This is a genomic window from Pseudoalteromonas rubra, from assembly GCF_000238295.3.
GTDB classification, from domain to species: Bacteria; Pseudomonadota; Gammaproteobacteria; order Enterobacterales; family Alteromonadaceae; genus Pseudoalteromonas; species Pseudoalteromonas rubra.
The window spans coordinates 305,404-328,214 of record NZ_AHCD03000026.1 but is presented as its reverse complement, the minus strand read 5'-3'; the positions used below and the strand labels follow the sequence as shown (position 1 = coordinate 328,214).

19 protein-coding genes are annotated in these 22,811 nt (G+C 49.9%); 13 read left to right on the top strand and 6 right to left on the bottom strand.

Annotation, left to right across the window (positions count from 1 at the left end):
• Window positions 1–46: 46 nt before the first annotated feature.
• From ilvD to can, 5 genes are all read left to right on the top strand, one after another.
• Window positions 47–1,903 (top strand): dihydroxy-acid dehydratase, encoded by a 1,857-nt coding sequence (gene ilvD / locus PRUB_RS04075; RefSeq protein WP_010383770.1) that lies wholly within the window; start codon window positions 47–49, stop codon window positions 1,901–1,903.
• Window positions 1,904–1,905: 2 nt separating this feature from the next.
• Window positions 1,906–3,450: a threonine ammonia-lyase, biosynthetic gene (gene ilvA / locus PRUB_RS04070; protein WP_010383769.1), complete on the top strand. Its 1,545-nt coding sequence runs from the start codon at window positions 1,906–1,908 to the stop codon at window positions 3,448–3,450.
• A gap of 62 nt (window positions 3,451–3,512) precedes the next feature.
• Window positions 3,513–4,568, top strand: a complete 1,056-nt coding sequence (locus PRUB_RS04065) for an ABC transporter substrate-binding protein (RefSeq protein ID WP_010383768.1) — start codon at window positions 3,513–3,515, stop codon at window positions 4,566–4,568.
• Between the two features lie 75 nt (window positions 4,569–4,643).
• Window positions 4,644–5,837, top strand: coding sequence for a methyltransferase (locus tag PRUB_RS04060; RefSeq protein ID WP_040644573.1), 1,194 nt, complete (start codon window positions 4,644–4,646; stop codon window positions 5,835–5,837).
• 9 nt (window positions 5,838–5,846) lie between these two features.
• A complete protein-coding gene (gene can / locus PRUB_RS04055; RefSeq protein ID WP_010383766.1) occupies window positions 5,847–6,515 on the top strand; it encodes a carbonate dehydratase in 669 nt (222 codons plus the stop codon).
• A 3-nt stretch (window positions 6,516–6,518) separates the two neighbouring features.
• Here can and ubiK read toward each other — a convergent pair whose 3' ends face one another.
• A complete protein-coding gene (gene ubiK, locus PRUB_RS04050) occupies window positions 6,519–6,791 on the bottom strand; it encodes a ubiquinone biosynthesis accessory factor UbiK (RefSeq protein ID WP_010383762.1) in 273 nt (90 codons plus the stop codon).
• A gap of 127 nt (window positions 6,792–6,918) precedes the next feature.
• Between ubiK and rep the strand changes: the two genes are divergently transcribed.
• Window positions 6,919–8,931: a DNA helicase Rep gene (gene rep / locus PRUB_RS04045; protein ID WP_010383761.1), complete on the top strand. Its 2,013-nt coding sequence runs from the start codon at window positions 6,919–6,921 to the stop codon at window positions 8,929–8,931.
• Here the strand turns inward: rep and PRUB_RS04040 are convergent.
• From PRUB_RS04040 to elbB, 3 genes are all read right to left on the bottom strand, one after another.
• Entirely contained in the window at window positions 8,928–11,501 is a 2,574-nt protein-coding gene (locus PRUB_RS04040) for a sensor domain-containing diguanylate cyclase (RefSeq protein WP_010383760.1), read from the bottom strand. The two genes, rep and PRUB_RS04040, sit on opposite strands and share 4 nt — an antisense overlap.
• Before the next feature lie 169 nt (window positions 11,502–11,670).
• The gene (locus PRUB_RS04035) at window positions 11,671–12,060 is read right to left on the bottom strand and encodes a c-type cytochrome (RefSeq protein ID WP_010383759.1); all 390 of its coding nucleotides are present in this window, start codon (window positions 12,058–12,060) and stop codon (window positions 11,671–11,673) included.
• Window positions 12,061–12,296: 236 nt separating this feature from the next.
• Window positions 12,297–12,947 carry an isoprenoid biosynthesis glyoxalase ElbB gene (gene elbB, locus PRUB_RS04030; RefSeq protein WP_010383758.1) on the bottom strand — a complete coding sequence of 217 codons (651 nt, stop codon included), beginning with the start codon at window positions 12,945–12,947 and terminating at the stop codon, window positions 12,297–12,299.
• A gap of 434 nt (window positions 12,948–13,381) precedes the next feature.
• Here elbB and polA point away from each other — a divergent pair, with 434 nt between their 5' ends.
• From polA to PRUB_RS04015, 3 genes are all read left to right on the top strand, one after another.
• Window positions 13,382–16,135: a DNA polymerase I gene (gene polA, locus PRUB_RS04025; RefSeq protein ID WP_010383757.1), complete on the top strand. Its 2,754-nt coding sequence runs from the start codon at window positions 13,382–13,384 to the stop codon at window positions 16,133–16,135.
• Between the two features lie 447 nt (window positions 16,136–16,582).
• Window positions 16,583–17,146: a YceI family protein gene (locus tag PRUB_RS04020; protein WP_010383755.1), complete on the top strand. Its 564-nt coding sequence runs from the start codon at window positions 16,583–16,585 to the stop codon at window positions 17,144–17,146.
• A complete protein-coding gene (locus PRUB_RS04015) occupies window positions 17,139–17,669 on the top strand; it encodes a DUF1285 domain-containing protein (protein WP_010383754.1) in 531 nt (176 codons plus the stop codon). The genes PRUB_RS04020 and PRUB_RS04015 overlap by 8 nt, the downstream gene beginning before the upstream one ends.
• A gap of 30 nt (window positions 17,670–17,699) precedes the next feature.
• Here the strand turns inward: PRUB_RS04015 and yihA are convergent, their stop codons facing one another.
• Entirely contained in the window at window positions 17,700–18,344 is a 645-nt protein-coding gene (gene yihA, locus PRUB_RS04010) for a ribosome biogenesis GTP-binding protein YihA/YsxC (RefSeq protein WP_040644572.1), read from the bottom strand.
• Window positions 18,345–18,714: 370 nt separating this feature from the next.
• Between yihA and PRUB_RS04005 the strand changes: the two genes are divergently transcribed.
• The 4 genes from PRUB_RS04005 to PRUB_RS03990 all read left to right on the top strand — a co-directional run bounded on the left by PRUB_RS04005 (window position 18,715) and on the right by PRUB_RS03990 (window position 21,754).
• A complete protein-coding gene (locus tag PRUB_RS04005; protein WP_010383752.1) occupies window positions 18,715–19,347 on the top strand; it encodes a c-type cytochrome in 633 nt (210 codons plus the stop codon).
• A gap of 648 nt (window positions 19,348–19,995) precedes the next feature.
• Complete coding sequence (locus PRUB_RS04000; RefSeq protein ID WP_010383751.1) at window positions 19,996–20,646, top strand: class I SAM-dependent methyltransferase; 651 nt, start codon at window positions 19,996–19,998, stop codon at window positions 20,644–20,646.
• 22 nt (window positions 20,647–20,668) lie between these two features.
• Window positions 20,669–21,244 carry a Der GTPase-activating protein YihI gene (yihI, locus tag PRUB_RS03995; protein ID WP_010383750.1) on the top strand — a complete coding sequence of 192 codons (576 nt, stop codon included), beginning with the start codon at window positions 20,669–20,671 and terminating at the stop codon, window positions 21,242–21,244.
• Between the two features lie 3 nt (window positions 21,245–21,247).
• Entirely contained in the window at window positions 21,248–21,754 is a 507-nt protein-coding gene (locus PRUB_RS03990; protein ID WP_010383749.1) for a DUF2489 domain-containing protein, read from the top strand.
• A gap of 9 nt (window positions 21,755–21,763) precedes the next feature.
• On the opposite strand, the gene PRUB_RS03985 is transcribed toward PRUB_RS03990, so the two are convergent.
• Complete coding sequence (locus PRUB_RS03985) at window positions 21,764–22,657, bottom strand: DMT family transporter (RefSeq protein ID WP_010383748.1); 894 nt, start codon at window positions 22,655–22,657, stop codon at window positions 21,764–21,766.
• Between the last annotated feature and the right edge of the window lie 154 nt (window positions 22,658–22,811).

Sequence of the window (22,811 nt, the reverse complement as noted above, 5' to 3'; positions counted from 1 at the left end):
AAAGCCGTTGCCAGATGGGGCGACGCAAACTGGAAAAGGGGTCAACATGGCAAAGTTACGCAGCAAAACAACCACTGAAGGCAGACAACAAGCAGGCGCCCGTGCACTATGGCGCGCCACCGGTATGACCGACAGTGATTTTCATAAGCCCATTGTGGCGGTGGTGAACTCGTATACCCAGTTTGTGCCCGGGCATGTGCACCTCAACCAACTCAGCGAATTGATGGCGGACGCTATCCGGGAAGCCGGCGGCGTGCCGCGCGAATTTAATACCATTGCCATTGATGATGGCATTGCGATGGGCCATGGCGGGATGTTGTATTCCTTGCCGTCGCGAGATCTCATTGCTGATTCTGTAGAATATATGGTCAATGCGCACTGTGCAGATGCCATGGTGTGTATTTCAAACTGCGATAAGATCACCCCGGGGATGTTGCTGGCGGCACTGCGGTTGAATATCCCGGTGATCTTTGTCTCTGGCGGACCTATGGAAGCGGGCAAAACGCGCCTGGCTGATATCGACATTAAGCTGGACCTGGTCGATGCCATGGTCAAAGGGGCCGATCCCAGCGTCAGTGATGAAGACTCAGATAAAGTGGAGCGTTCAGCCTGTCCAACTTGTGGGTCCTGCTCCGGGATGTTCACGGCTAACTCAATGAATTGTTTATTGGAAGCGCTGGGGCTGGCATTGCCGGGCAATGGCACTACGCTGGCCACGCATGCCGATCGCCGTTTCTTATATGAAGGCGCAGCAAAGCGCATCCTGGCGTTGTGTGACGAGTATTATGGGAAAGATAATGAGGCGGCACTGCCGCGAAACATTGCTAATCAGGCCGCGTTTACCAATGCGATGACCTTAGATATTGCAATGGGTGGCTCATCTAACACGGTATTGCACTTGCTCGCCGCTGCAATAGAAGGGGGAGTTGAGTTCGATATGGCTGACATCGACCGCTTATCTCGTACAACTCCTTTCCTATGTAAAGTGGCACCGGCAACGCCGCAGTATCATATTGAAGATGTTCACCGGGCCGGTGGCATCATGGCAATTCTGAATGAACTGGCCAAAGCCGACAAACTCGACTTAGCAGTAGGCCATGTGGCAGGCGGCACCCTTGGTGAGGTCATTAAGCGCTGGGATGCGACCGATCCGGCCAATGAGCGGGCGCAAACTTTCTATCGTGCTGGTCCCGCAGGTATACGCACCACCCAGGCAATGAGTCAGGAATGTCGCTGGGACGAACTGGATCTGGACCGCGAGGGCGGCTGTATTCGCAGTGTTGAACATGCATTTCGTCAGGATGGCGGGCTGGCGGTGCTGACCGGCAACCTGGCACTGGACGGGTGTATCGTTAAAAGTGCGGGGGTGGAAGACGACATGCTGTGCTTTGAGGGCACGGCTGTGGTGTTTGAATCTCAGGACGATGCGGTTGAAGGGATCCTGGGTGGCAAGGTGAAAAAGGGCGATGTGGTGGTGATCCGCTACGAAGGCCCGAAAGGTGGGCCCGGGATGCAGGAAATGCTGTATCCGACCAGCTACCTCAAATCTATGGGGCTGGATAAAGATTGTGCTTTGTTGACGGATGGTCGCTTCTCCGGCGGGACGTCTGGTTTGTCGATAGGCCATGCCTCTCCTGAGGCGGCCAGTGGAGGCGCGCTGGCACTGGTAGAAAATGGCGATATCATCCGCATTGATATTCCCGCACGCAGTATTGATGTATTGCTTGATGCACAGCAACTCGAGGCACGCAAAGCACAGCAGGCGGCACGTGGTAAAATGGCTTATAAACCGCTGGATCGTCAGCGTTATGTGAGCCCCGCTCTGAAGGCCTATGCCTTGCTGGCAACCAGCGCAGACAAAGGTGCGGTACGCGATTTCGAGAAGCTGGAGGCATTGAGTTAATTATGGTGGCAAAAGAGCTCGATTATTTTCGTGCTGTTGTGCAGGCCAATGTCTCGCCGCTGGTCCGGGAAACCGAGGTCAGCGAGCTGAGCGGGCTTTCGGCCCGGCTCGGACATCAGATCTGGCTCAAGCGCGAAGACCAACAACCCGTTTATTCATTCAAGCTGCGTGGGGCATACAACAAGCTGAGCAAACTACCCACTGGTAGCCTGGTTGTTACAGCATCTGCTGGTAATCATGCGCAAGGGGTAGCATTAAGCGCCGCACACCTGGGCCATCGCGCCATCATTGTGATGCCAGTCACGACGCCTGAGATCAAAGTCAATGCAGTGCGTAATCAGGGAGGCGAAGTAGTACTGCATGGTCATCACTTTGATGCCGCTCAGGAGTATGCGCAGTCCTTGTGTCAGTCACAAGGGGGCGTGTTTGTGCCACCGTTCGATGACAAAGAGGTGATCATTGGTCAGGGCACCGTCGCACGAGAGCTGATGCAGCAACTTCATCATTTGGATGTGGTCTTTATTCCGGTGGGCGGCGGCGGTTTGCTGGCTGGGATGGCGGTTTATATTAAGTCTTTGCGCCCGGAGATCCGGGTGATTGGCGTGGAAGCGCAAGAAAGCGCCTGCCTGAAGGCTGCGATGGAAGCCGGGCGGCCGGTTGAGCTGGAGCGAGTCGGTAGCTTTGCTGACGGTGTGGCGGTGAAGCGCATTGGCAGTGAGACTTTTCGTCTTGCCGAGCAGTTTTGTGATGACGTGGTCACGGTCAGTGCAGACGAAATCTGTGCGGCGGTACAGGATATTTTTGTTGAAACCCGCGCCATCGCTGAGCCTTCCGGGGCACTGGCCACGGCCGGGCTCAAAAAGTGGTGTCAGGAGCGTGACGAGCGGGGCTTAACACTGGCTGCTGTGCTATCCGGCGCGAATCTGAATTTTGACCGCTTACGGTATATTGCTGAGCGCACGGCACTGGGTGCACGCAGTGAAGCCCTGTTGGGTGTGACCATTGAGGAATCCAAAGGCAGTTTTAAACGCTTTTGTCACACTTTGTCTGGCCGGGCAATCACGGAGTTTAATTATCGTTACGCCGGTGGCGATACCGCACAGATCTTTGCGGGGGTCGGTTTACGTGGTGGTGAACAGGAGTTGCAGGAGCTTAAAACCAGCCTGAGTGAAGCGAATTATCAATTTACTGACTTGTCCGACAACGAATTGGCTAAGCTACATATCCGCTATATGGTTGGTGGCAAGCCACCCGTTGCACTGAGTGAGCGGTTATTTCGCTTCGAGTTTCCAGAATATCCCGGTGCTTTAGCGCGCTTTTTAGAGACTTTAGGGAGCAACTGGAACATTACCCTGTTTCACTATCGTAATCATGGTGCCGCGCAGGGAAATGTGCTGGCGGCGTTTGAACTGGGCGCACAAGACAGTGCCCGGTTTGATGAGCATTTGCAGCGTCTGGGTTATCAGTACCAGGAAGAGACCGACAATCCGTGTTTCAGGCAGTACCTTCAGCATGACATGATGCAGGCGGATCGCCGCGTCAGCTAGTTTTGCATTCCGTCCGGCGCCTTCTATAGTTGTAACAGGGCAGGCTCCGGGCGCGTATCACAATGAGTTATCATCACTTTGTATTGGCCATTGCGCTGTGGTGGAGCAGTGCGCTTAGCGCATTGGAAGAGGTGACACTACAACTCAAATGGACCCATCAGTTTCAATTTGCCGGTTACTATATGGCCCTCAACAAAGGCTTTTATCGCCAGCAGGGGTTAAATGTTAAGATTGTGCCTGCCGATCCGGATAACCCGGATGAGCAATTTAAAGTGTTGTCAGGTCAGGCGCAATTTGGCGTAACCCACTCAGGTATCTTACAGCAGCGCTTGCAGGGTAAGCCATTGGTGGCCCTGGCCGCTATCTTCCAGTCTTCTCCTTATTGCTGGATGGTGCGTGCCGACAGTGATATTTATGTCCCCAAAGATTTTGTGGGGAAAAAAATCAGCCACCTTGGGCGAGTTGAGGGGGCTGAGCTGGTGGTGATGCTGGAGCGGGCGGGGATAGATGTCCCACACTTACCCCTGTATGCCGGGCTGGAACCCATCAAGGATTTTATTGCCGGGCGCTTTGATGCCTTGCAGGTCTATATTTCAAACGAGCCTTTTAAGCTGGCACAGCAGGGCATAGCTACCCGGCAGATTTGCCCTAAGCACTTTGGTCTGAACGTCTATGCGGACATTTTATTTACCTCGGAAGATGTCCTGAATTATCGCCCGCAAACGGTTGCCCGCTTTCGCCGTGCCTCCTTACAGGGCTGGCGCTATGCTATGAGCAACCCTGATGAAGCGCTGGCAGTCACACAGGCGGAGTATGCAACCACCAAGAGCATTTCTGCGCTGGCAAACGAGGCCGATAAGCTGATGCCCTTTATTAAAGCGCCAGGCATTGCACTGGGTGCCATGTCTCAGGCTCGTTGGTTGTGGATTGCTCAGCTCTATCGGCTCGATCTTGCTGATTTTCATGAGCAAAAACATCAGTTTCTTTATACTGAGCCGGATCAAGAAGAAGATAGCTGGTCGTGGATGTTGACCCTCGCGGCGATAGTGGGTGTGATCTGTGTGCCCATGTACATACATTTGATCTTCTTCCGTCACCGGCGTTTTACCTTAAAATAACCGCCTGTACTTTGCGAGATGGGCGCAAGCGCATACAATGAGCGCCCTTTAGTTAGTTCGGTATCGGTGGCCAGCATGCACAGTTCCTTTTCTTCTCAGTTTTTAGCCCTGGATGCGTTGCTCACAGACACGCGTCGCTACTGGCAATTACTGGCATTCGATCATACCGACATCCCCTGGCCAGACCTGGAAGAAGCGTTGTTATCGCTGAGTGATGAGGACGTGACGGCTCTGGATCGGGATCCGGAGTCGCTGATAGCGTTTCTTGTACCTTATATTCCGGCATTGCAAACGCTCCCGACGCTGACTGCGCTGACATTGGACGCCACGAGTCGACCAGAGTTTCCCTTTTGGCTCAGCAATGGTATCAAGGGCCGTAAACTGACTCAGTTACAGGACTTCGTTGCGCAGGTATATCAGCCAAAGCTGCCAGTGCTGGAGTGGTGCGCAGGTAAAGGACACCTGGGCAGGTTGCTGGCTTATCTGGGCGCAGAGCATGTCGACAGTGTTGAGCTACAGGCGGCCTTATGTCAGCAGGGGCAGCACAGTGCCGAGCAACAAAAGTTGGCCATGACCTTTCACTGTGCCGATGTACTTAATGATCCGATTGCACAGTATTTTCGACCACGACAGCAGGCCGTTGCACTGCATGCCTGCGGTCGCTTACATCAGACCTTTATGGAGCAGGCGAGCGCTGCACAGTGTGAGCAGATCAGCCTGTCACCCTGCTGTTATCATCTGTTTACTGAGCCCACCTACCAGCCGATGAGTGACGTTGCAGCGCACAGTGCTTTGGATTTGTCACACAGTGACATGAAACTGGCGTTGCAGGAGACGGTTACTGCACCAGGAAGGGTCGCGAAAGTACGTAAACGAGAGGTCCAGTGGCGACTGGCCTTTGATGCGCTGCGCCGTGATGTGACTGGCGATACCCAGTACCTCAGTGTGCCTTCCGTGAACAAGGCGATTTTTTCCGGACCGTTTGTTGATTTCTGTCACTGGGCAGCTGAGCAAAAGCAGTTAGACTTACCGGCACACTTTGATGCTGACTATTACCTGGCACAGGGGCGCGCACGTCAGCGTATCACTGAGCGCATAGAGTTGGTGCGCCATGCGTTTCGTCGCGCCATAGAAGTGTGGCTGGTGCTCGACAGGGTGTTATATCTTGAACAGGCCGGGTATGATGTCAGCCTCTCAGAGTTTTGTCATAAATCACTGACGCCAAGAAATATCTTGATCCAGGCTACACGGTGTCAATCAGCAAAATAAGGAAAAACCATGTGCCAGTCTGACAGCCAGCTGCAACATCTGCTCAATAATAATCGCCAGTGGGCGAAACAGACTCAGACCAATAACCCGGAGTTTTTTGCCAAATTATCCATGCAGCAGAATCCCAATTATCTGTGGATTGGCTGCTCGGACTCCCGGGTGCCGGCCAACCAGATTGTTGATTTGATGCCGGGAGACTTGTTTGTCCACCGCAATGTGGCCAACGTGGTGGTGCATACCGATCATAACTGTTTGTCTGTGATGCAGTACGCCATTGAGGTGCTGAAAGTTGAACATGTACTGGTCGTGGGTCACTACGGCTGTGGTGGGGTACGTGCTGCTTTGGAAGATGCCCGTCTGGGTTTGATTGATAACTGGCTACGCCATGTCGGTGATGTCAAAGAGATGCATCAGGCGATGCTCAATGAAATACACCCTGAACAACGCTGCGATGCCTTATGTGAGCTGAATGTGATAGAGCAGGTTAGAAACGTCTGTCGAACCAATGTGGTGCAGGATGCCTGGGCGCGGGGCCAAAAGTTAACCATTCACGGTTGGGTGTATGGTCTGGCGGATGGCTTGCTCAAAGAGCTGAATACACAGATTGAGCAGGAAGAGCAACTGGCAGCGCACTATGAACGGGCCCTGGTCGATCTGGCCAGGCGATACCAGTTGTAGGGATTACTGTTCTGGCTGGTCGCTGTCTTGTGCTGCCAGCTTAGCCTCTAGTTCGGCCACTTTGGCTTCGAGTTCGGTGAGTTTTTCACGGGTTTTGATCAGTACTTTGCTCTGAATATCAAACTCTTCACGACTGACAAAATCCATTTCTGCCAGTTTATTCTGAATAGCCTGTTTGGTTTTGCTTTCAAAAGTGTCTGCAAGGTTTTTCACACCTTGTGGCATGTTACTGGAGATCTGCTTGGCGATTTCTTCAATTTTTGCTGGGTTGATCATGGGCTGGCCTCTAAGCTTGATTATTGTCTCTATCTTACCTAAAGCGGTCACCGGTTAAAAGCGCTTGGGATCCACTTGAGCATTACGGTAAACTTAGCAGCTTATTGACTAAAGGTGATCACAGAATATGAAACTGAACCCGAAACAAGACGAAGCTGTAAAGTATATCAGCGGACCCTGTCTGGTACTGGCCGGTGCCGGCTCTGGAAAAACCCGGGTGATCACCAATAAAATTGCTTATCTGGTACAAAAATGTGAATACAAGGCGCGTAACATTGCGGCGGTGACCTTTACCAATAAAGCTGCCAAAGAGATGCGTGAGCGGGTGTCACAGACGCTGGGTAAACAAGAAGCCAAAGGCCTTTGGGTATCGACCTTCCATACGCTGGGGCTGGAGATCATCAAAAAAGAAGTCAAAACGTTGGGTTACAAGCCCGGCTTTTCCTTGTTTGACGATCAGGATACGAATCAGTTACTGGCCGAATTGACAGAAAAAGAGCTGGATCGTGACAAAGATCTGCTCAACCAGCTAAAAATGCAGATTGGCAACTGGAAAAATGAACTGATCCAGCCAGAGCGGGCGATCCGAGAGGCCAAAGAGGCACAAAAGGCATTATTTGCGCAGCTTTATGCCCGCTATCAGACCCAGCTTAGAGCATACAACGCGCTGGATTTTGACGATCTGATCATGATCCCCACCTTGTTGCTAAACAGTTCCGTCGAAGTACGCGAACGCTGGCAGGCCCGTTTTCGTTATCTGCTGGTGGATGAGTATCAGGATACCAATACCAGCCAGTATCAGCTGGTAAAGTTGTTGGTGGGCGAGCGCGCCCGCTTTACCGTGGTAGGGGATGACGACCAGTCCATTTATTCATGGCGTGGTGCCAAACCACAAAACCTGGTGCTGCTGAGCAAAGATTTCCCGGGGCTACGCCTCATTAAGCTGGAACAGAACTATCGTAGTGCCGGGCGGATCCTGAAAGCGGCGAATATTCTGATCGCCAATAACCCGCATGAATTCGACAAAAAATTGTTCAGTGAATTGGGTTATGGGGATCCACTGCGTTTGATTGCAACCCGAGATGAAGAGCATGAATCTGAGCGGGTCGTTGCAGAGATCATTTCGCACAAGTTTATGAAGCGGACCAGCTATCGTGATTACGCCATTCTGTATCGGGGTAACCATCAGGCAAGGGTGTTCGAAAAAGCCCTGATGGCGAACCGTATTCCTTATAAAATCAGCGGCGGTATGTCGTTTTTTGCCCGCAGTGAGATCAAAGACATCATGGCGTATTTGCGCCTGCTGGTAAATCAGGATGATGACAATGCTTTTTTGCGGATCGTCAACACGCCACGTCGTGAGATAGGGCCCGTTACCCTGGAGAAACTCGGCAGTCTGGCCAACGATAAACACATTAGCTTATTTGCCGCGTGTTTTGAGCCTGAGTTGCCACAACGCCTCAGTGGTCGCGGTCTGAATGCCTTGATGGGATTTGCCCGTTGGGTGGTTGAACTGAGTGACCGGGCAACCCGGGGAGACACACTCGAAGCGGTTAAAGACATGGTGCGAGAGATCAATTACGAAGCCTATTTGTATGAGTCATCGCCCAGCGCGAAAGCTGCCGAGATGCGCATGAAGAACGTCTCGGAACTGTATCGCTGGATCAGCGATATGCTGACCGGCGATGCGGATAATCCGCCCATGACTTTACCTGAGGTGGTTAGCAAACTGACACTGCGAGACATGCTGGAGCGCAACGAAGAAGAAGACGACAGCGATGCGGTGCAACTGTTGACGCTGCATGCCTCGAAAGGCCTGGAATATCCCCATGTCTTTATGGTCGGAATGGAAGAAGGGTTACTACCGCATCAGACCAGCATCGATGAAGACAATGTTGAAGAAGAGCGGCGTCTGGCGTATGTGGGCGTAACGCGTGCACAGCAGACGCTGACCATGACCTATGCCAAAAGCCGTCGTCAGTTTGGTGAGCAGATCACACCTGAGCTCAGCCGGTTTGTTCAGGAAATGCCGCAAGATGACATTCAAAGTGAGGGCAAGAAACCCGTACAGTCGCAGTCTGAACGTATGGAGAAAGGCCAGGCCAGGGTTGCGAATCTGCGTGCGATGCTGAAACGTTAAAGCGGCAGAGATTCGTGTGAGGAGGGCACTTCGCTTGGCTTAGTGCCCGATAAACTCTGTTGTTTACCAAAAAATAAACTCAGCCCGTGGCGTTCCAGTAAACTTCTGAAGTTCAGGATCGCAGGGCCTTTGGCGATGACCTGAATGGCTTTCAGGGCGGTGACTGCAAGGATCCCCTGCAATTGCACATCATAGCTGTTTTGTTGCAGCACCCGTTTGCTGAATGTTGAGCTGAGCAGCAGATATTTAAAATCAATATGGCTGAGCAGTGCCAGATCGCAGCGGTCTTTGGCAAAATCATTGAGACCTACGGCAATGCCCATGCTGCACAGCTCTTTGAGATTTTCGAGCTGCATGCTGGAGGCGTAGCGGATTTCGCTCTCATCAAACAACAGGCACAGGTGGCTGGTGCGTTGGCTCAATAATTGTTTCAGCTCTGCAAAGGTGGTGCTTTCGAGGATCGCACAGGAGCAGGCAAACAGCACATCCGCAGTTTGCGCTTTGGCTACGCGCCCGGCTTGTTCGAGTGCCTGACCCAGCAGCTGCATTTCTATTTTTAGCTGCTCATCTTTCGCCGCAGCAAATTTCTTAAGGATATCGAAACTGGTGCTGCCCAAAACCGGGTGTTCACCAAAGGCTTCGAGCATCACAATATGCTGACCATGGTTGGCCATATTGACAATCTCAGTGCTGCGAAAATGGATCGGCAGGGCACTCAGGTGATGATATTCCGTTTGTTTGCTTTGCGTGCTGGCTGCGCTGAGCAGTGGGTGATAAAACTCATAACGGCCACGACCGGCATTCTTAGCGTAGTACATGGCGGCATCGGCATCGCGGATTATCTCGTCGGTATCTTTGTAGTCTTTGTTGCTATAAGTAATACCAATACTGGCACCACTTTGCATGCACAGACCTTTCATGCAGAACGGCTGTTGCATGACTCTGATCAGGCGTTTCGCAACGTCTTCTGCTTGCTGGCGATCGCTCAGGTGATCCAGCAGGATCACAAACTCATCTCCCGCCAGGCGGGCTAATAAGTCGTGCTCACGAATGCATTCTGAAAATGCTTTACTGACCCAGATTAAAAACTGATCACCTGCCTGATGCCCAAGCTCATCGTTGATGTCCTTGAATTTATCCAGGTCGATAAACAGCACGGCAAAATTATTTTCCGGATAACGCTGATACTTTTGTAAGGTTTTTTCCAGCTGAGTCAAAAATAACAACCGGTTGGGCAGCGTCGTCAGCGGGTCATGGTGGGCATCATGATAGAGTTGCTGCTCAATCTTTTTCCTTTCCTCGATTTGCATCTGCAAATGTAAGTTGGTCTGGCGCAATTCTTTGGTTTTTTCTGCGACCCGATGTTCCAGTTCCAGGTTACTGGCCTTGAGTGCCTGGTTGGCGAGATGCGTTTGTAACACTGAGGCGATTTGATTCGAGACAAATGAAATTAATTCAACATCCTCGTGATTATATTCGTACTCATGGTTATATGCCTGGCAGGCAATGAGACCAATGACCCCTTTGGCAGTTTTCAGCGGTGCGCCCAGCCAGCTGGTTGCCGCGTTTTGTAGCTGATAATTGTCCGGGCGTTTGACGATTTCATTGTCGATCAATACCTGTGCCCGCTTGGTGTCTATCAGTTGACTGCGTTCAGTGGTGATCACTAACTCGCTGTAACCATTGGCAAATGGACGCGGTTTGTACTGAGTCATCTCATCCACGCTGTACGGGAAGCTGAGCCAGTCTGAGGCCTTGTCATGCAATGCGATAAACAGGTTATCAGCAAAGGTAATGGACCGCATGATCTGGTGAACTTGCTGGTATACATCGTCGATATCACTGAACTGAGTCGCCAGCTCCGCGATCTTAAAGAGGATTTGCTGGCGTTCCAGTGCCCGTTTACGTTGCTCTATTTCCGTATTCAGTGCCTCGTTACTCTGCATTAGAGCACGGGTACGAATTTTAACTTCAGATTCTAACAACTCGCGCTTTTTAACCCGTTCAATGGCGGTTGCCAGGTACAGGGACATGACTTCGAGTAATTCTACCTGCTGCTCACTGTAATGCTGATCCGGTGCATAGTTTTGTGACACCATGACGCCAATAATGGTTTTTTCGCGGAAAATAGGCACACCGACCCAGTGTTCAGCTTGAGTGCCGAGCGCTTTAAACAGGCCTTGCGCACTCATTTGCTCCATCTGCTGACGCTTGAGGTACAAAGTTTGTCGGTTCTTAAAAACGTAGCCCGTTATGCCCTGGCTGAAGTGATTTGCTTCATGCAGCGGCACTGAGATGCCGTCTTTTTCATCGACAAAATAAGACAGCTCCAGCCCCTGAGTGAACTGGTTTTGCAGCACAACATAAAAGCTTTTGCTCGGTAAGTATTGCTCTAAAATGCTATGGATAGCAGGATATAGCAGCGTCAACTCCGCAACTGTGCTGGCCTGCTCGGATAACTGGATCAGGGCATGCTGCAAGTGAGAGTGTTGTTTGTATTTTTTCAGCAAGGACTCTAAACGGTGGTTTTTCCGAGTCAGTTTGCGAACTAAGACGCTGGGATCTTCCAATGATGAAACCAAGAGTTGTTATTGTCTATTTATTGTTCTTATATTTTCATTTTTACAATGAGGGGTCAAGTGCAAAATTTTAATAACAATATGGTGATATTTGTCGTGAACTTTGCGACAAGAGGCGCCTATTGAAGGGGATGTATTACCATCCCCAAGCGATGATTATTTACTTAATCATAAAATCGATGGCTGCTGCAATCTCGTCATCGCTACAGTCCATACACGTACCACGAGGAGGCATGGCATTAAAGCCATTGATTGCGTGGTCTAGCAGTACGTCGTTGCCTTTAGCAAGACGTGGTGCCCAGTCATCAGCTGTTTTAGGTGCACCCAGTGCGCCCGTGCCATGACAAGCGAAACAGGAAGCTTGATATACTTGCTCGCCTGTACGTGGGCCTGTAGGGGCCGCTGCAGCAGTATCTTCGGCACCCGCCAAGTAGACCGAGCCGACAGGCTCAAGACGCTTTTTGATCGCTTCTTCAGTTAAAGAATTGTCGAATGGCTGTGCGATTGCCGCAGTAGATAGCAATAACAGTGCTGCTGAAAGTTTCTTCATTTACCTTGCTCACTTCAAATTGAACGTGATCTATCACGATGGATGACGGAATTAAGCCGATTATAACGTCACCAACTAATTTATAAAACGTAAACTTGATTATAAGCGACTAAAAAATAAAATTTATTGCGTTAGGGCAAAAAATCGCTGGGTTAAGTAAGGAGGAGTTTAGCTGTTCTGCTGCTTTTTTGAGCATGAAGCGCAGAGTAGGCGGCATGTCACCGCCTACCTTCGGCTTACGCGAACTCAAGTAGCTTTTGCACAGCCTTTTCAATGCCTGTGGATGCTTCACTGATAGAGCCTGCCAGCATATAGGCCGGTGTACTGATCACTTTGTGTGTATCATCGACCACGATATCAGCGACACCACAATTCACGTGGCTGGCCCCCAAGGCTTCAACTGCCTGAGCAGTGGCCTCATCATTGCCTATGGTAGCCAGCGTGCCTGCAGGATGGATATGACCAATCAGCGCAGGTGCAATACATAAATAAGCAATGGGTTTTCCGAGTTGGTTAAAAGCCTGACAACTTTCTTTGACTGCAGCCAGAACGCTGGATTGCGCACCTTTAAAAGCAAAATCAGAGAGGTTTTTGGCTACACCAAAGCCGCCGGGTAAGATCAGTGCGTCAAAGGCACTGGCATCGAGTGTATCCAGTGATGCCACGTCGCCACGGGCAATGCGTGCTGCTTCTACCCGAACATTGCGTTGCTCATCCTGCTCTTCGCCGGTGAGGTGGTTGATCACATGATGCTGCTCAATGTCCGGTGCAAAGCACTGATAACGGGCGCCCTGGCGTTCTAGGTGCAGCATAGTGAGTACGGATTCATGGATCTCAGCACCGTCAAAGACGCCACAACCGCTTAAAATGATCGCTACTTGTTTCATCGGGATCTCCTTTTAAGGTCTTTAAATTTCAATATATGCAATTTTGTCATTACGCTAGTAAGAAAAAAATATAAAGGATCTGCTTTGATCTTTGATCGTTTGTGTTAGTATACGCCTCCGCCTGAGGAAAAGCGGTGAATTTATAGCCACTCAATCACTGGCTGTAAACTGACTCCAAAGTCACTGTCCACAATCTTAGCTTAAAGCATATAAAAGAGTAAAAAGAAATTTCCTTTTATATTCATTGTTTTACATACCTATCCTAAATCTTTTTTTGAGATTTGGGCCGATAGCCCCTGTTTATCTACAAAGTTATCCACAGGCCATCCCCATTTTTCATGAGCCGTTTTGGATTGTATCAGACTCGTTTTATGCTCGCCCTTATGGCATGCTAACCCAGATTTAAAACTTCCAATTTTAGGATCCCAATAACTATGTCTCAGATCCCTGAAAACCCGCTGATCCTGGTCGATGGTTCGTCGTACTTATTTCGCGCGTATCATGCGCCACCGCACCTGACTAACTCAAAAGGAGAAGCCACAGGCGCCATCTATGGTGTCATCAACATGCTGAAAAGCTTGCTCAAGCAATATCAGCCCAGCCATATGGTGGTGGTGTTTGATGCCAAAGGGCCGACTTTCAGAAATGAGATGTACAGTGAATATAAAGCACATCGTCCACCCATGCCGGATGATCTGCGCACCCAGATCGCGCCGATCCACGATATTATTCGTGCCATGGGCCTGCCCCTGGTCAGTATTGAAGGGGTAGAGGCGGATGATGTCATTGGCACCTTTTCCCGTTTGGCGTCTGAGCAACAAAGACATGTGCTGATCAGCACTGGTGATAAAGACATGGCTCAGCTGGTCAATGAGCATGTGACTCTGATCAATACCATGACTAACACCATTTTGGACCCACAAGGGGTGGTGGATAAATTTGGCATTGGACCGGAATTGATCATCGACTATCTGGCGCTGATGGGCGACAAAGTAGATAACATCCCGGGCGTACCTGGCGTGGGTGAAAAAACGGCGCTGGCGATGCTTCAGGGGCTGGGGTCGATTGACGAGCTTTACGCTAACCTGGATAAAATTGCGGATCTGGGTTTCCGTGGCTCTAAGACCATGTCGAAAAAGCTGACCGAAAATGAAGCACAGCTTAAATTATCCTACGAATTGGCGACCATCAAGCTGGACTGTGAAGTTGAGCAGGACCTGGAACAGTTCAAGATCCAGGAGATGGATAAAGATCAGTTGATCGCGCTGTATGGACAGTGTGAGTTCAAACGCTGGCTTGCAGAGTTGCTGGATGGTCAAAGTGCACCAGAAACGGCCGCTGATACTGAACAAGCGTCATTGGTGACGCCACCGGTTGAGGTTGCGTATGAGACTATCCTGGAGCGAGCACAACTGGATCGCTGGCTGGACAAGTTACGTGACGCTGAACTGTTTGCCTTTGATACTGAAACCACCAGCCTGGACTATATGCAGGCTGAGCTGGTCGGCATGAGCTTTGCTGTTGCCGCAGGTGAAGCTGCGTATCTGCCGCTGGGTCACGACTATATGGGCGCACCTGAACAGCTGGATAAGGCGTTGGTGTTTGAGCTGATTGGTCCGATCCTGGCGGATCCTAACTGTAAAAAGGTCGGGCAAAACCTCAAATACGACAAAAGCGTATTGGCACGTGCTGGACTGGAGCTCAATGGTATTGCCTTTGACACTATGCTGGAGTCTTACGTCTTCAATAGTGTGGGCACGCGCCATGATATGGACTCGCTGGCACTGAAGTATCTGGGTCATAAAAATATCAGTTTTGAAGAGATTGCCGGTAAAGGTAAAAACCAGCTGACCTTTAACCAGATTGAGCTTGATAAAGCGGCGCCTTATGCCGCTGAAGATGCCGACATTACCTTGCGACTGCACCAGCACTTATGGCCGCAATTACAGCAACATCCGACGCTGGTTAGTGTCTTTGAAGAGATCGAGTTGCCCTTGGTCGGTGTATTGTCTGAGATTGAACGCACCGGTGTTAAAATCGACAGCAATATGCTGGCGCAGCAAAGTCACACCATTGAAACGCGACTTAAAGAGCTGGAACAGGAAGCTTTCGAACTCGCCGGGGAAGAGTTTAACCTCAGTTCTACCAAGCAGCTGCAGGCAATTTTGTTCGATAAACTTGAACTGCCCGTATTGAAGAAAACACCCAAAGGTGCCCCGTCGACAGCGGAAGAAGTCTTGCAGGAGCTGGCCCATGATTACCCGCTGCCGAAACTGATCATCGAGCACCGTGGTCTGGCCAAACTGAAATCGACCTATACCGACAAGCTACCTAAGATGGTTAATGCACAGACACAGCGTGTGCACACTTCGTATCATCAGGCCGTGACGGCAACAGGCCGACTTAGCTCGACGGATCCAAATTTGCAGAACATTCCAATCCGCAACGAAGCCGGACGTCGCATTCGTCAGGCCTTTGTGGCAGATCAGGACCATGTGATCATGGCGGCGGACTACAGTCAGATTGAACTGCGGATCATGGCACATCTGTCTCAGGATGCAGGCCTGCTGAAAGCGTTTGCTGAGGGCAAAGATGTTCACAGTGCAACCGCTTCAGAGGTTTTCTCTGTGCCGCTCGAAGACGTGACGTCAGACATGCGTCGCAAAGCCAAGGCGGTGAACTTCGGACTGATCTACGGCATGAGCGCATTTGGCCTGGCCAGACAGCTGGATATTCCGCGTCACGAAGCACAGCATTATATGGATAAGTACTTTGAGCGCTTCCCGGGTGTATTGGAGTACATGGAATCAACACGCGAGAAGGCAGCCGATCAGGGCTATGTTGAAACCCTCTTTGGCCGACGCTTGTATCTGCCTGATATTAAAGCTCGCAATGGTGCGCGTCGTAAAGCGGCTGAACGCGCTGCAATTAATGCCCCGATGCAGGGCACCGCGGCAGACATCATTAAAAAGGCCATGATCAAAGTGGCTCAGTGGCTGGCAACACAACAGGACTGTGACATTAAACTGCTGATGCAGGTACACGATGAATTGGTCTTTGAAGTTAAAGCCGACAAAGTGGCGCAGTTTAGTGAACATGTGTGTCAGCTGATGAGTGAAGCTGCCGAGCTGGATGTTCCGTTACTGGTAGAAGCTGACCATGGCGACAACTGGGAACAAGCCCACTAACCTCCCTCTTTGGTAAAAAAACACGGCCCCGGCCGTGTTTTTTATTGCTCAGATCCCAGTAATGGCGGGCCTTGCAAATGTATCTGGTGTAACTCAGAGGTAAAAATGCGCAGCCTGATGTTTAAAAAATATCAAATTGGCGCATAACTTGCTTTTGATGGTTTATTTCCCCCAAGTGATTTGCTACAGTGCGCGCGTCCTCTTCCTGTAGGACATCCTGTTGATGATGTATCTCTCCTAGTGAAGATACAGTGTATTGATAGCTTCTCCCCAGATTGCTATAACGGCTCGCAATGTGAATGGTGCGAGCCGATTTTTCTTTCTTTATTTCATCCCGGAATTTGCAAATAACCTCGCCAGAAGTCAGGCCATTATTAGGGACACCGCCATTGCATCTGTTCAAGATATACAGTTAATATGAGCGTTTTCATTCTCAAGGAATACGTCATGCTTAAACCTTTTCTTTTCTCTGTTCTTGGCTTGTCCGCTCAGTTTGCCCAGGCATGGCAACTGGATGCAACACACAGCGATGTGAGTTTTACCTCAATTAAGGCGGGTAGTGTTGCCGAAAACCACCATTTTAAACAACTGACAGGCTCTATTAATAAAGCTGGCGAGCTGGATCTGCGATTAGATCTGAGCAGCATTGAAAGCCTTATCCCAATTCGCAATGAGCGCATGCAAAAAATGTTGTTTAACGTGGCTAAATTTCCTGAAGCGCAGATCACGGCGAATGTCAGTCAGCATTTAAAAGCGTTAAAGCCGGGTGTGCAGATCCTTCGTAAAGTGCCCGTTACGCTTGCTTTGCATGGCCAGGTTGCGACATTGAATGTTGATTTGGTGGTCAACAAAGGTGCTCAGCAACTTCAGGTGACCCCATTGCGTGCCGTACTGATCAACAGCCGCGATTTTGGTCTGGATGTAGGTATCGAAGCGCTGCGCAAGGTTGCCGGCCTGAATACCATTGCTACTGCGGTACCTGTCACGTTTAACCTGGTGTTCAGTGAGTAAGACTGAGGCGCTGATCGAGCATTATGTTACGCAGCATGCCCCAACCGGGCGCTGGCATGCGGATGAATGTGGCGTCGGCGCGTTTGAAATTGATGCACAAGGTCGCTGGTTTCACGACGGCGCGCCGATCAGCCGAGCAGGGTTGGTCAGGCTGTTCGCCAGTGTGTTGTGTTATGAGAAGGGCCAGTACCTGCTCAAATCACCCGCTGAAACGTGCCCGGTAAAAGTCGCTGATAGCCCCTTTGTGATTGTGAGCTGGCAGTATTGCGACCTGGCGCCAACCTTGGGCTTGTCGACGACTTTAATCGCACAGGATAATCTGGGCCGGTTATGGCCTGTTTGCAGCGAGTTTCCCTTGGTGCTTAAACCCTATCAGGGTCAGCCAGTCCCGTATTTGATGCTCAACTATGGTTTGTCTGCACGCATTAGTCGTTCGGTCTATTATCAATGGGCTGAGTTGGCTCAGTCTCGCGGTGACGAGTTTGTGTTGACGTCGGCAAATACGTCATTTGTGATTGGCTAGGCTACGTCAGGGACGTAGCCTGTGAGTCTATTAAGCCGATGGGGTATCCTGCTCTGCTTCTTCTTTGACGTATGGCCCCAGGAACCAGTCGTCCAGCTGCCAGGCTAGTTCTTTGAGCCCCAGACCTTTGAGCGACGAAAACGCATGAACGGTGATATCGGCATTGAGCTCTGCCAGTGCTTTGCGTACCTGTAGTACCTCTGCTTTACGCTTACCTTGCTTGAGTTTATCGGCTTTAGTTAACAGCGCCAGCACCGGAATGTCGCTACCAGCGGCCCAGTTGATCAAGTCCATATCCAGGTCTTTCAGTGGGTGACGGATATCCATCAACACCACGATACCTTTCAAACTCTGTCGTTTTTGCAGGTATTCGCCCAGTGATTTTTGCCATTTCTTTTTCATTTCAAGCGGTACTTTTGCAAAGCCGTAACCGGGTAGGTCAATCAGGCGCTTGTCTTCGTCCAGCGAGAAAGTATTAATGAGCTGAGTACGGCCCGGCGTTTTACTGGTCCGTGCCAGTTTCTGATCAGTCAGAGCATTCAGTGCACTGGATTTTCCCGCATTGGAGCGTCCAGCAAACGCTACTTCAATACCGGTATCGGCGGGTAAACGGGAAATATCTGGGGCACTCGTTACAAACTGAGCACGGTTATACGGCATGCGGGATTTTAGCACTTCGACTCCTCAAGGGGATTGATCTCATTATTGTCTATTTTATTATACTTGGTTGCTAAAGCAAAAGCCGATAAAATCTTCACCCTGGGTGAGTTTTTACGCTATGCCCTGGATGGGAAACTTAATCCAGGTCAAATCCCTATAATTTATGGGCTTAATGTGAGCAGAAAACGTGCCAGAGAAATTAATATCGTGTAGAATGTAGCAATTGCAACGTAAAACTCGAGTCCGTTGACTTTGGCTGTGCCAATTAGTGCACATTTAGCAAGCTTGGTCAGTCGGTCTCAAATAAGATTTGCCCACGCAGTAAAAGAAACGAGGCTTTTTCGGCTGGGGTCAAAATTACAGGGTCGGAAACAGAGAATTTACCATGAAAAAAATAGCATTAACTTTAACTATGTTGCTAGGGTCCTTGTCAGCCAGCAACGTCGCGGCATTTGATGGCGATGCGCAAGCCGGTAAAGCAAAAGCTGCAACCTGTGCGGCGTGTCACGGTCCGGATGGCAATGCTCCTGTTACTATGTATCCGAAAATCGCCGGCCAACACGCCGACTACCTTTATAAGCAACTGAAAGAGTTCAAGCTAGGTATGACGTCTGGTGGTAAAGAAGGGCGTATGGATCCTGTGATGAGCGGTATGGCAATGCCACTGTCTGATCAGGACATGAAAGATCTGTCTGCATACTTTGCGTCTCTGCCAATGTCTTCGGGTACTACACCAGAGGATGTGGTAGAAGTTGGCCAGAAGCTTTACACTGCCGGTGATGCTGAGCGCGGTATTCCGTCTTGTGCAGCGTGTCACGGTCCACGTGGTAACGGTACGTCACTGTCCAAGTTCCCGAAAATCTCATTCCAGCACCCTGAGTACATCAAGGCACAACTTGAAAAGTTCCGCAGTGGCGATCGTAACAACGATCCAAACGGTATGATGAGCGATATCGCAAAGAAACTGACTGACAAAGACATCGAAGTATTATCTAAGTACTTGGGTGGCCTGCACTAAAGTCGTATAGACGAAAAACTAACCCAGTGTAAACGTTGGGTATTGTAAAAAAGGCAGCAACTGAGCTGCCTTTTTTTGATCTTGGATTGTGAGATATATCTCAGTGATGATGTAGGATATGTACCTATACGATCTGTACGACTTGACTTAATTTCATTTTGTGTTCAGTTGTAACCTATTGTAATAAAATTGATTTGATGTTGTTTCAAAATATTCAGGTAATAATTTTGTTATTGTTTAGTTGTAACTGTTTCAGATCGGCGTAGATTATTCGTTGTCGCCAGATAATACAAAAACAGGGACAATTCGTATCGGAAGCGTCGGTGGCAGAGTTAAGTATTCAGTTGTGAATACACAGGATGATTAAGAAAGCGTCAGGAAGACCGACAATAAAAAATGCATTGGAAGTTTGATAACAATAACAATATGGAAAGTGTTCACGGAAGTGACAACAAAAACAAAACGGAAGATACCACAATAAAAATAACAATGACTTAAAAGTCGAAGGGAGAAGTGTCCAGTTTGTGACGCTCAGATTAGTAAGCGGTAGAGAGCAATCTCTGCCGCTTTTTTATTTTTTCGTGCATATTTGTTCACTAATTGATTGCTGTTACAATACAGCCTTTAAGGCATTTCGGTTTATCTCAGTTGCAAAATCCTCAGTCATGGCGTTGTGGCCTTTGTGAAGGCGACTCACTGACGCATTACCATCAGGACAAATTTAGAGACTACTGGCAGTGTCAGCGCTGCAAGCTGGTATCTGTCTCCCCCGAACAGCGATTGAGCGCTGAGCAGGAAAAAGCCATTTACGACAGCCATGAAAATAGCCTGACGGATCCAGGTTACAGACGGTTTTTATCCCGACTGGCTGAGCCCTTGTGTGCCCGCTTGCCAGCTGCGCAATCCGGGCTGGACTTTGGCTGTGGTCCGGGCCCTTTACTGGCAAAAATGCTGACCGAGGCGGGACACCGGATGGCCGTCTATGATTTATACTATGCCGATGATCCCAAAGTGCTGGACCACCAATATGACTTTATCACGTGTACTGAAGTGATTGAGCATCTGGCTCAGCCAGGCACGGTGCTGCGCAGGCTGTTAACCATGTTGAAACCTGGTGCGCCTTTAGCATTGATGACTAAACTGGTGATAGATCAGGCACGCTTTGCAACCTGGCACTATAAAAACGATCAAACCCATATTGCGTTTTTTAGCCGGGAGACGTTTGCCTATATTGCAGAGCAATTTAATACCCAGGTTGAAGTGATCGGCAATGATGTCATCATTTTGACTAAGCGATAGCGAAGAATGAGTAAAGACTAGTATGACGAGAAAGAAAAAATCCCGTAAAGTGGGTAATATAGGTACTCCCAGACTCAGCAAAGAAAAGCTGCAGGAGCTCAGAGCACTGAAAGATCAGCGTTCTAAAAAGCATAAGGGTAAAAAGCCTGGATCGCGTAATGCACAGGAAGCCAAAGTGGAGGAGAGTCAAACCACGGGCAGTAAAAAGGATCCGCGTGCGGGCAGTAAAAAGCCTGTTGCGCTGGTCCCTCAGTCTCAGCAGCCAAGTCAGCCGAAGTTAAATCGTGACCTGAAGCCTCAGGTGGAGCTGAAGAAAGTGGCGCAGGTGACATTAACACCAGAAGAAGAGCTGCGACAGCTGGAAAATGATGAGCGCCTGATGGCGCTGTTAGAGCGTCATGAGCGTGGTGAGCTACTGACGGGCAAAGATGCCAAGTACTTCAATAAGTCGGTGGCTCGTCACCAGGCGTTATGTGAGTTACTGGGCATTGATGATGAGTTTGAAGAAGCCGATATGGCTCAGGAAGATGAGCTGGATCAGTGGATGAGCAATGATCTGGCTGATGAGTGGTTAACAGACGAAGACGAGGAGCGTTAAACTATGTGGATAGCCGCGATTGTGGTAGGCGCGTTGATCATTGCCGGTTTGGCCTTTTATGCCGGCAAGCTGCTGTGGCAGCTGAAAGTTCAGAAAGACACGATAGCAAAATTGCAGCAGGAGCAAAAAGAGAAGCTGGCGCGTTCTCGTCAGGAACGAAATGCTAAGCTATCCGATAGTATCAACCTGATCGCCAAAGCGATGCAGCAGAAACAGTGTGAGTACTCAGAGGGCTGTTTGCGAGTGTGGGTACTGATGTCTCAGTACAGCTTTGATGAGGAAATTGAGCTGAGTCAGAGTTACCCGGGTGTGCATGAAATGTACGAAGAAGTCAAAGAAATGCCAACCCATGAAGCGCGTAAAAAATACAGCAAGAAAGAGATCTACAAAATGGATGCGCAGCGCTGGCGTGCTGAAGAGCGTCTTGAAGCACAGATCCTGGAAGACTGTGAAAAGCTACTGAGTCGTTTTAAGCCCTTACCGGGCAGTGAAAACGTGGTCTTTCAGTAGCCATATGCTTCACTGGGAGCGCGCAGTGCGCTCTGCTTGCAAGGTGGCGGGTGAAAAACCCGTCACCAACATAGTGCCCGTTAATACCAGCACCATCCCGCCTAATGTATTGAGCCCAACCTGCTCGTCTAATATCAAATAGCCCCAGATGATCCCAAACAAGGGGATTAAGAAAGTAACCGATAGCGCAGAAGCCGCGCCTACCTCTGAAATTAATCGAAAATATAATAAGTAAGCAATGCCGGTACAGATCACGCCCAAGGCGAGTACAGCAGAGATCTCTGTACTATCTGGCACCGCCCGCATGGGTATGAAAGGAAGCAGTGGCAGTAGCCAGACGACGGCGGCCCACATGCTGCCATGGGCATTATCAAATGCGGGGATCTGGGGCGCATTTTTAGCATAGTTGCTCGCAACCCCGTAACTGACTGCGGCCAGTACACCTGCCAGGACGGGCCAAATTAGCTTTTCTGAAATAAGTGTCTGGTCCCAGCCAACTAAGATGACAACGCCGCATATCCCCAGCACCATGCCGATCACGGATTTGATAGAAAGGGGTGTTCGGTGCCAGAAAAAAGCGATTAAGGCGCCCCAGATGGCCGCCGTGGCGTTCAAAATGGCTAACATAGAAACCGTCAGGGTTTGTGCCGCATAGGCAAAGAGCACGAAGGGCAGTGCGGTATTGAGCAAACCCAAAATAAAATAGTGACGGGCGTGGGCGCGAAAGTGCAAATATTGCTTCAGATATAAAGCTATCACGAGCAACGCCAGTGCGGCAAAGCTCACTCTGAATTCAATTAAATAAGCAGGGCCAAAGGTCGGCGCGGCAATGCGCATAAACAAAAATGAACCGCCCCAGATTGCTGCTAAACAGATCAAACGTAAAAAGCTGGTTAAAGGCATAAGGTTCCCTTTTACAGAGCCAGTCTGCGAATGAGAGAAGTGATAGTCTTAAAGTGACCGAACAGACGCCCTAATGCAATGAGAAATACAGAGTGAGTTCTGAAAGTGGCCAGGTGAGGGCTTGGAGGAGGTAAGACACGCAGGAGCACATTGG

Excerpts from the sequence above, each read along its gene's own strand:
- ilvA (WP_010383769.1), top strand. The coding sequence starts at position 1,906 with ATGGTGGCAAAAGAGCTCGATTATTTTCGTGCTGTTGTGCAGGCCAAT.
- PRUB_RS04020 (WP_010383755.1), top strand. The coding sequence starts at position 16,583 with ATGCTTAAACCTTTTCTTTTCTCTGTTCTTGGCTTGTCCGCTCAGTTT.
- PRUB_RS04060 (WP_040644573.1), top strand. The coding sequence starts at position 4,644 with ATGCACAGTTCCTTTTCTTCTCAGTTTTTAGCCCTGGATGCGTTGCTC.
- ubiK (WP_010383762.1), bottom strand. The coding sequence starts at position 6,791 with ATGATCAACCCAGCAAAAATTGAAGAAATCGCCAAGCAGATCTCCAGT.
- PRUB_RS03990 (WP_010383749.1), top strand. The coding sequence starts at position 21,248 with ATGTGGATAGCCGCGATTGTGGTAGGCGCGTTGATCATTGCCGGTTTG.
- can (WP_010383766.1), top strand. The coding sequence starts at position 5,847 with ATGTGCCAGTCTGACAGCCAGCTGCAACATCTGCTCAATAATAATCGC.
- PRUB_RS04005 (WP_010383752.1), top strand. The coding sequence starts at position 18,715 with ATGAAAAAAATAGCATTAACTTTAACTATGTTGCTAGGGTCCTTGTCA.
- PRUB_RS04035 (WP_010383759.1), bottom strand. The coding sequence starts at position 12,060 with ATGAAGAAACTTTCAGCAGCACTGTTATTGCTATCTACTGCGGCAATC.
- yihI (WP_010383750.1), top strand. The coding sequence starts at position 20,669 with ATGACGAGAAAGAAAAAATCCCGTAAAGTGGGTAATATAGGTACTCCC.
- PRUB_RS03985 (WP_010383748.1), bottom strand. The coding sequence starts at position 22,657 with ATGCCTTTAACCAGCTTTTTACGTTTGATCTGTTTAGCAGCAATCTGG.
- rep (WP_010383761.1), top strand. The coding sequence starts at position 6,919 with ATGAAACTGAACCCGAAACAAGACGAAGCTGTAAAGTATATCAGCGGA.
- ilvD (WP_010383770.1), top strand. The coding sequence starts at position 47 with ATGGCAAAGTTACGCAGCAAAACAACCACTGAAGGCAGACAACAAGCA.
- PRUB_RS04065 (WP_010383768.1), top strand. The coding sequence starts at position 3,513 with ATGAGTTATCATCACTTTGTATTGGCCATTGCGCTGTGGTGGAGCAGT.
- polA (WP_010383757.1), top strand. The coding sequence starts at position 13,382 with ATGTCTCAGATCCCTGAAAACCCGCTGATCCTGGTCGATGGTTCGTCG.
- elbB (WP_010383758.1), bottom strand. The coding sequence starts at position 12,947 with ATGAAACAAGTAGCGATCATTTTAAGCGGTTGTGGCGTCTTTGACGGT.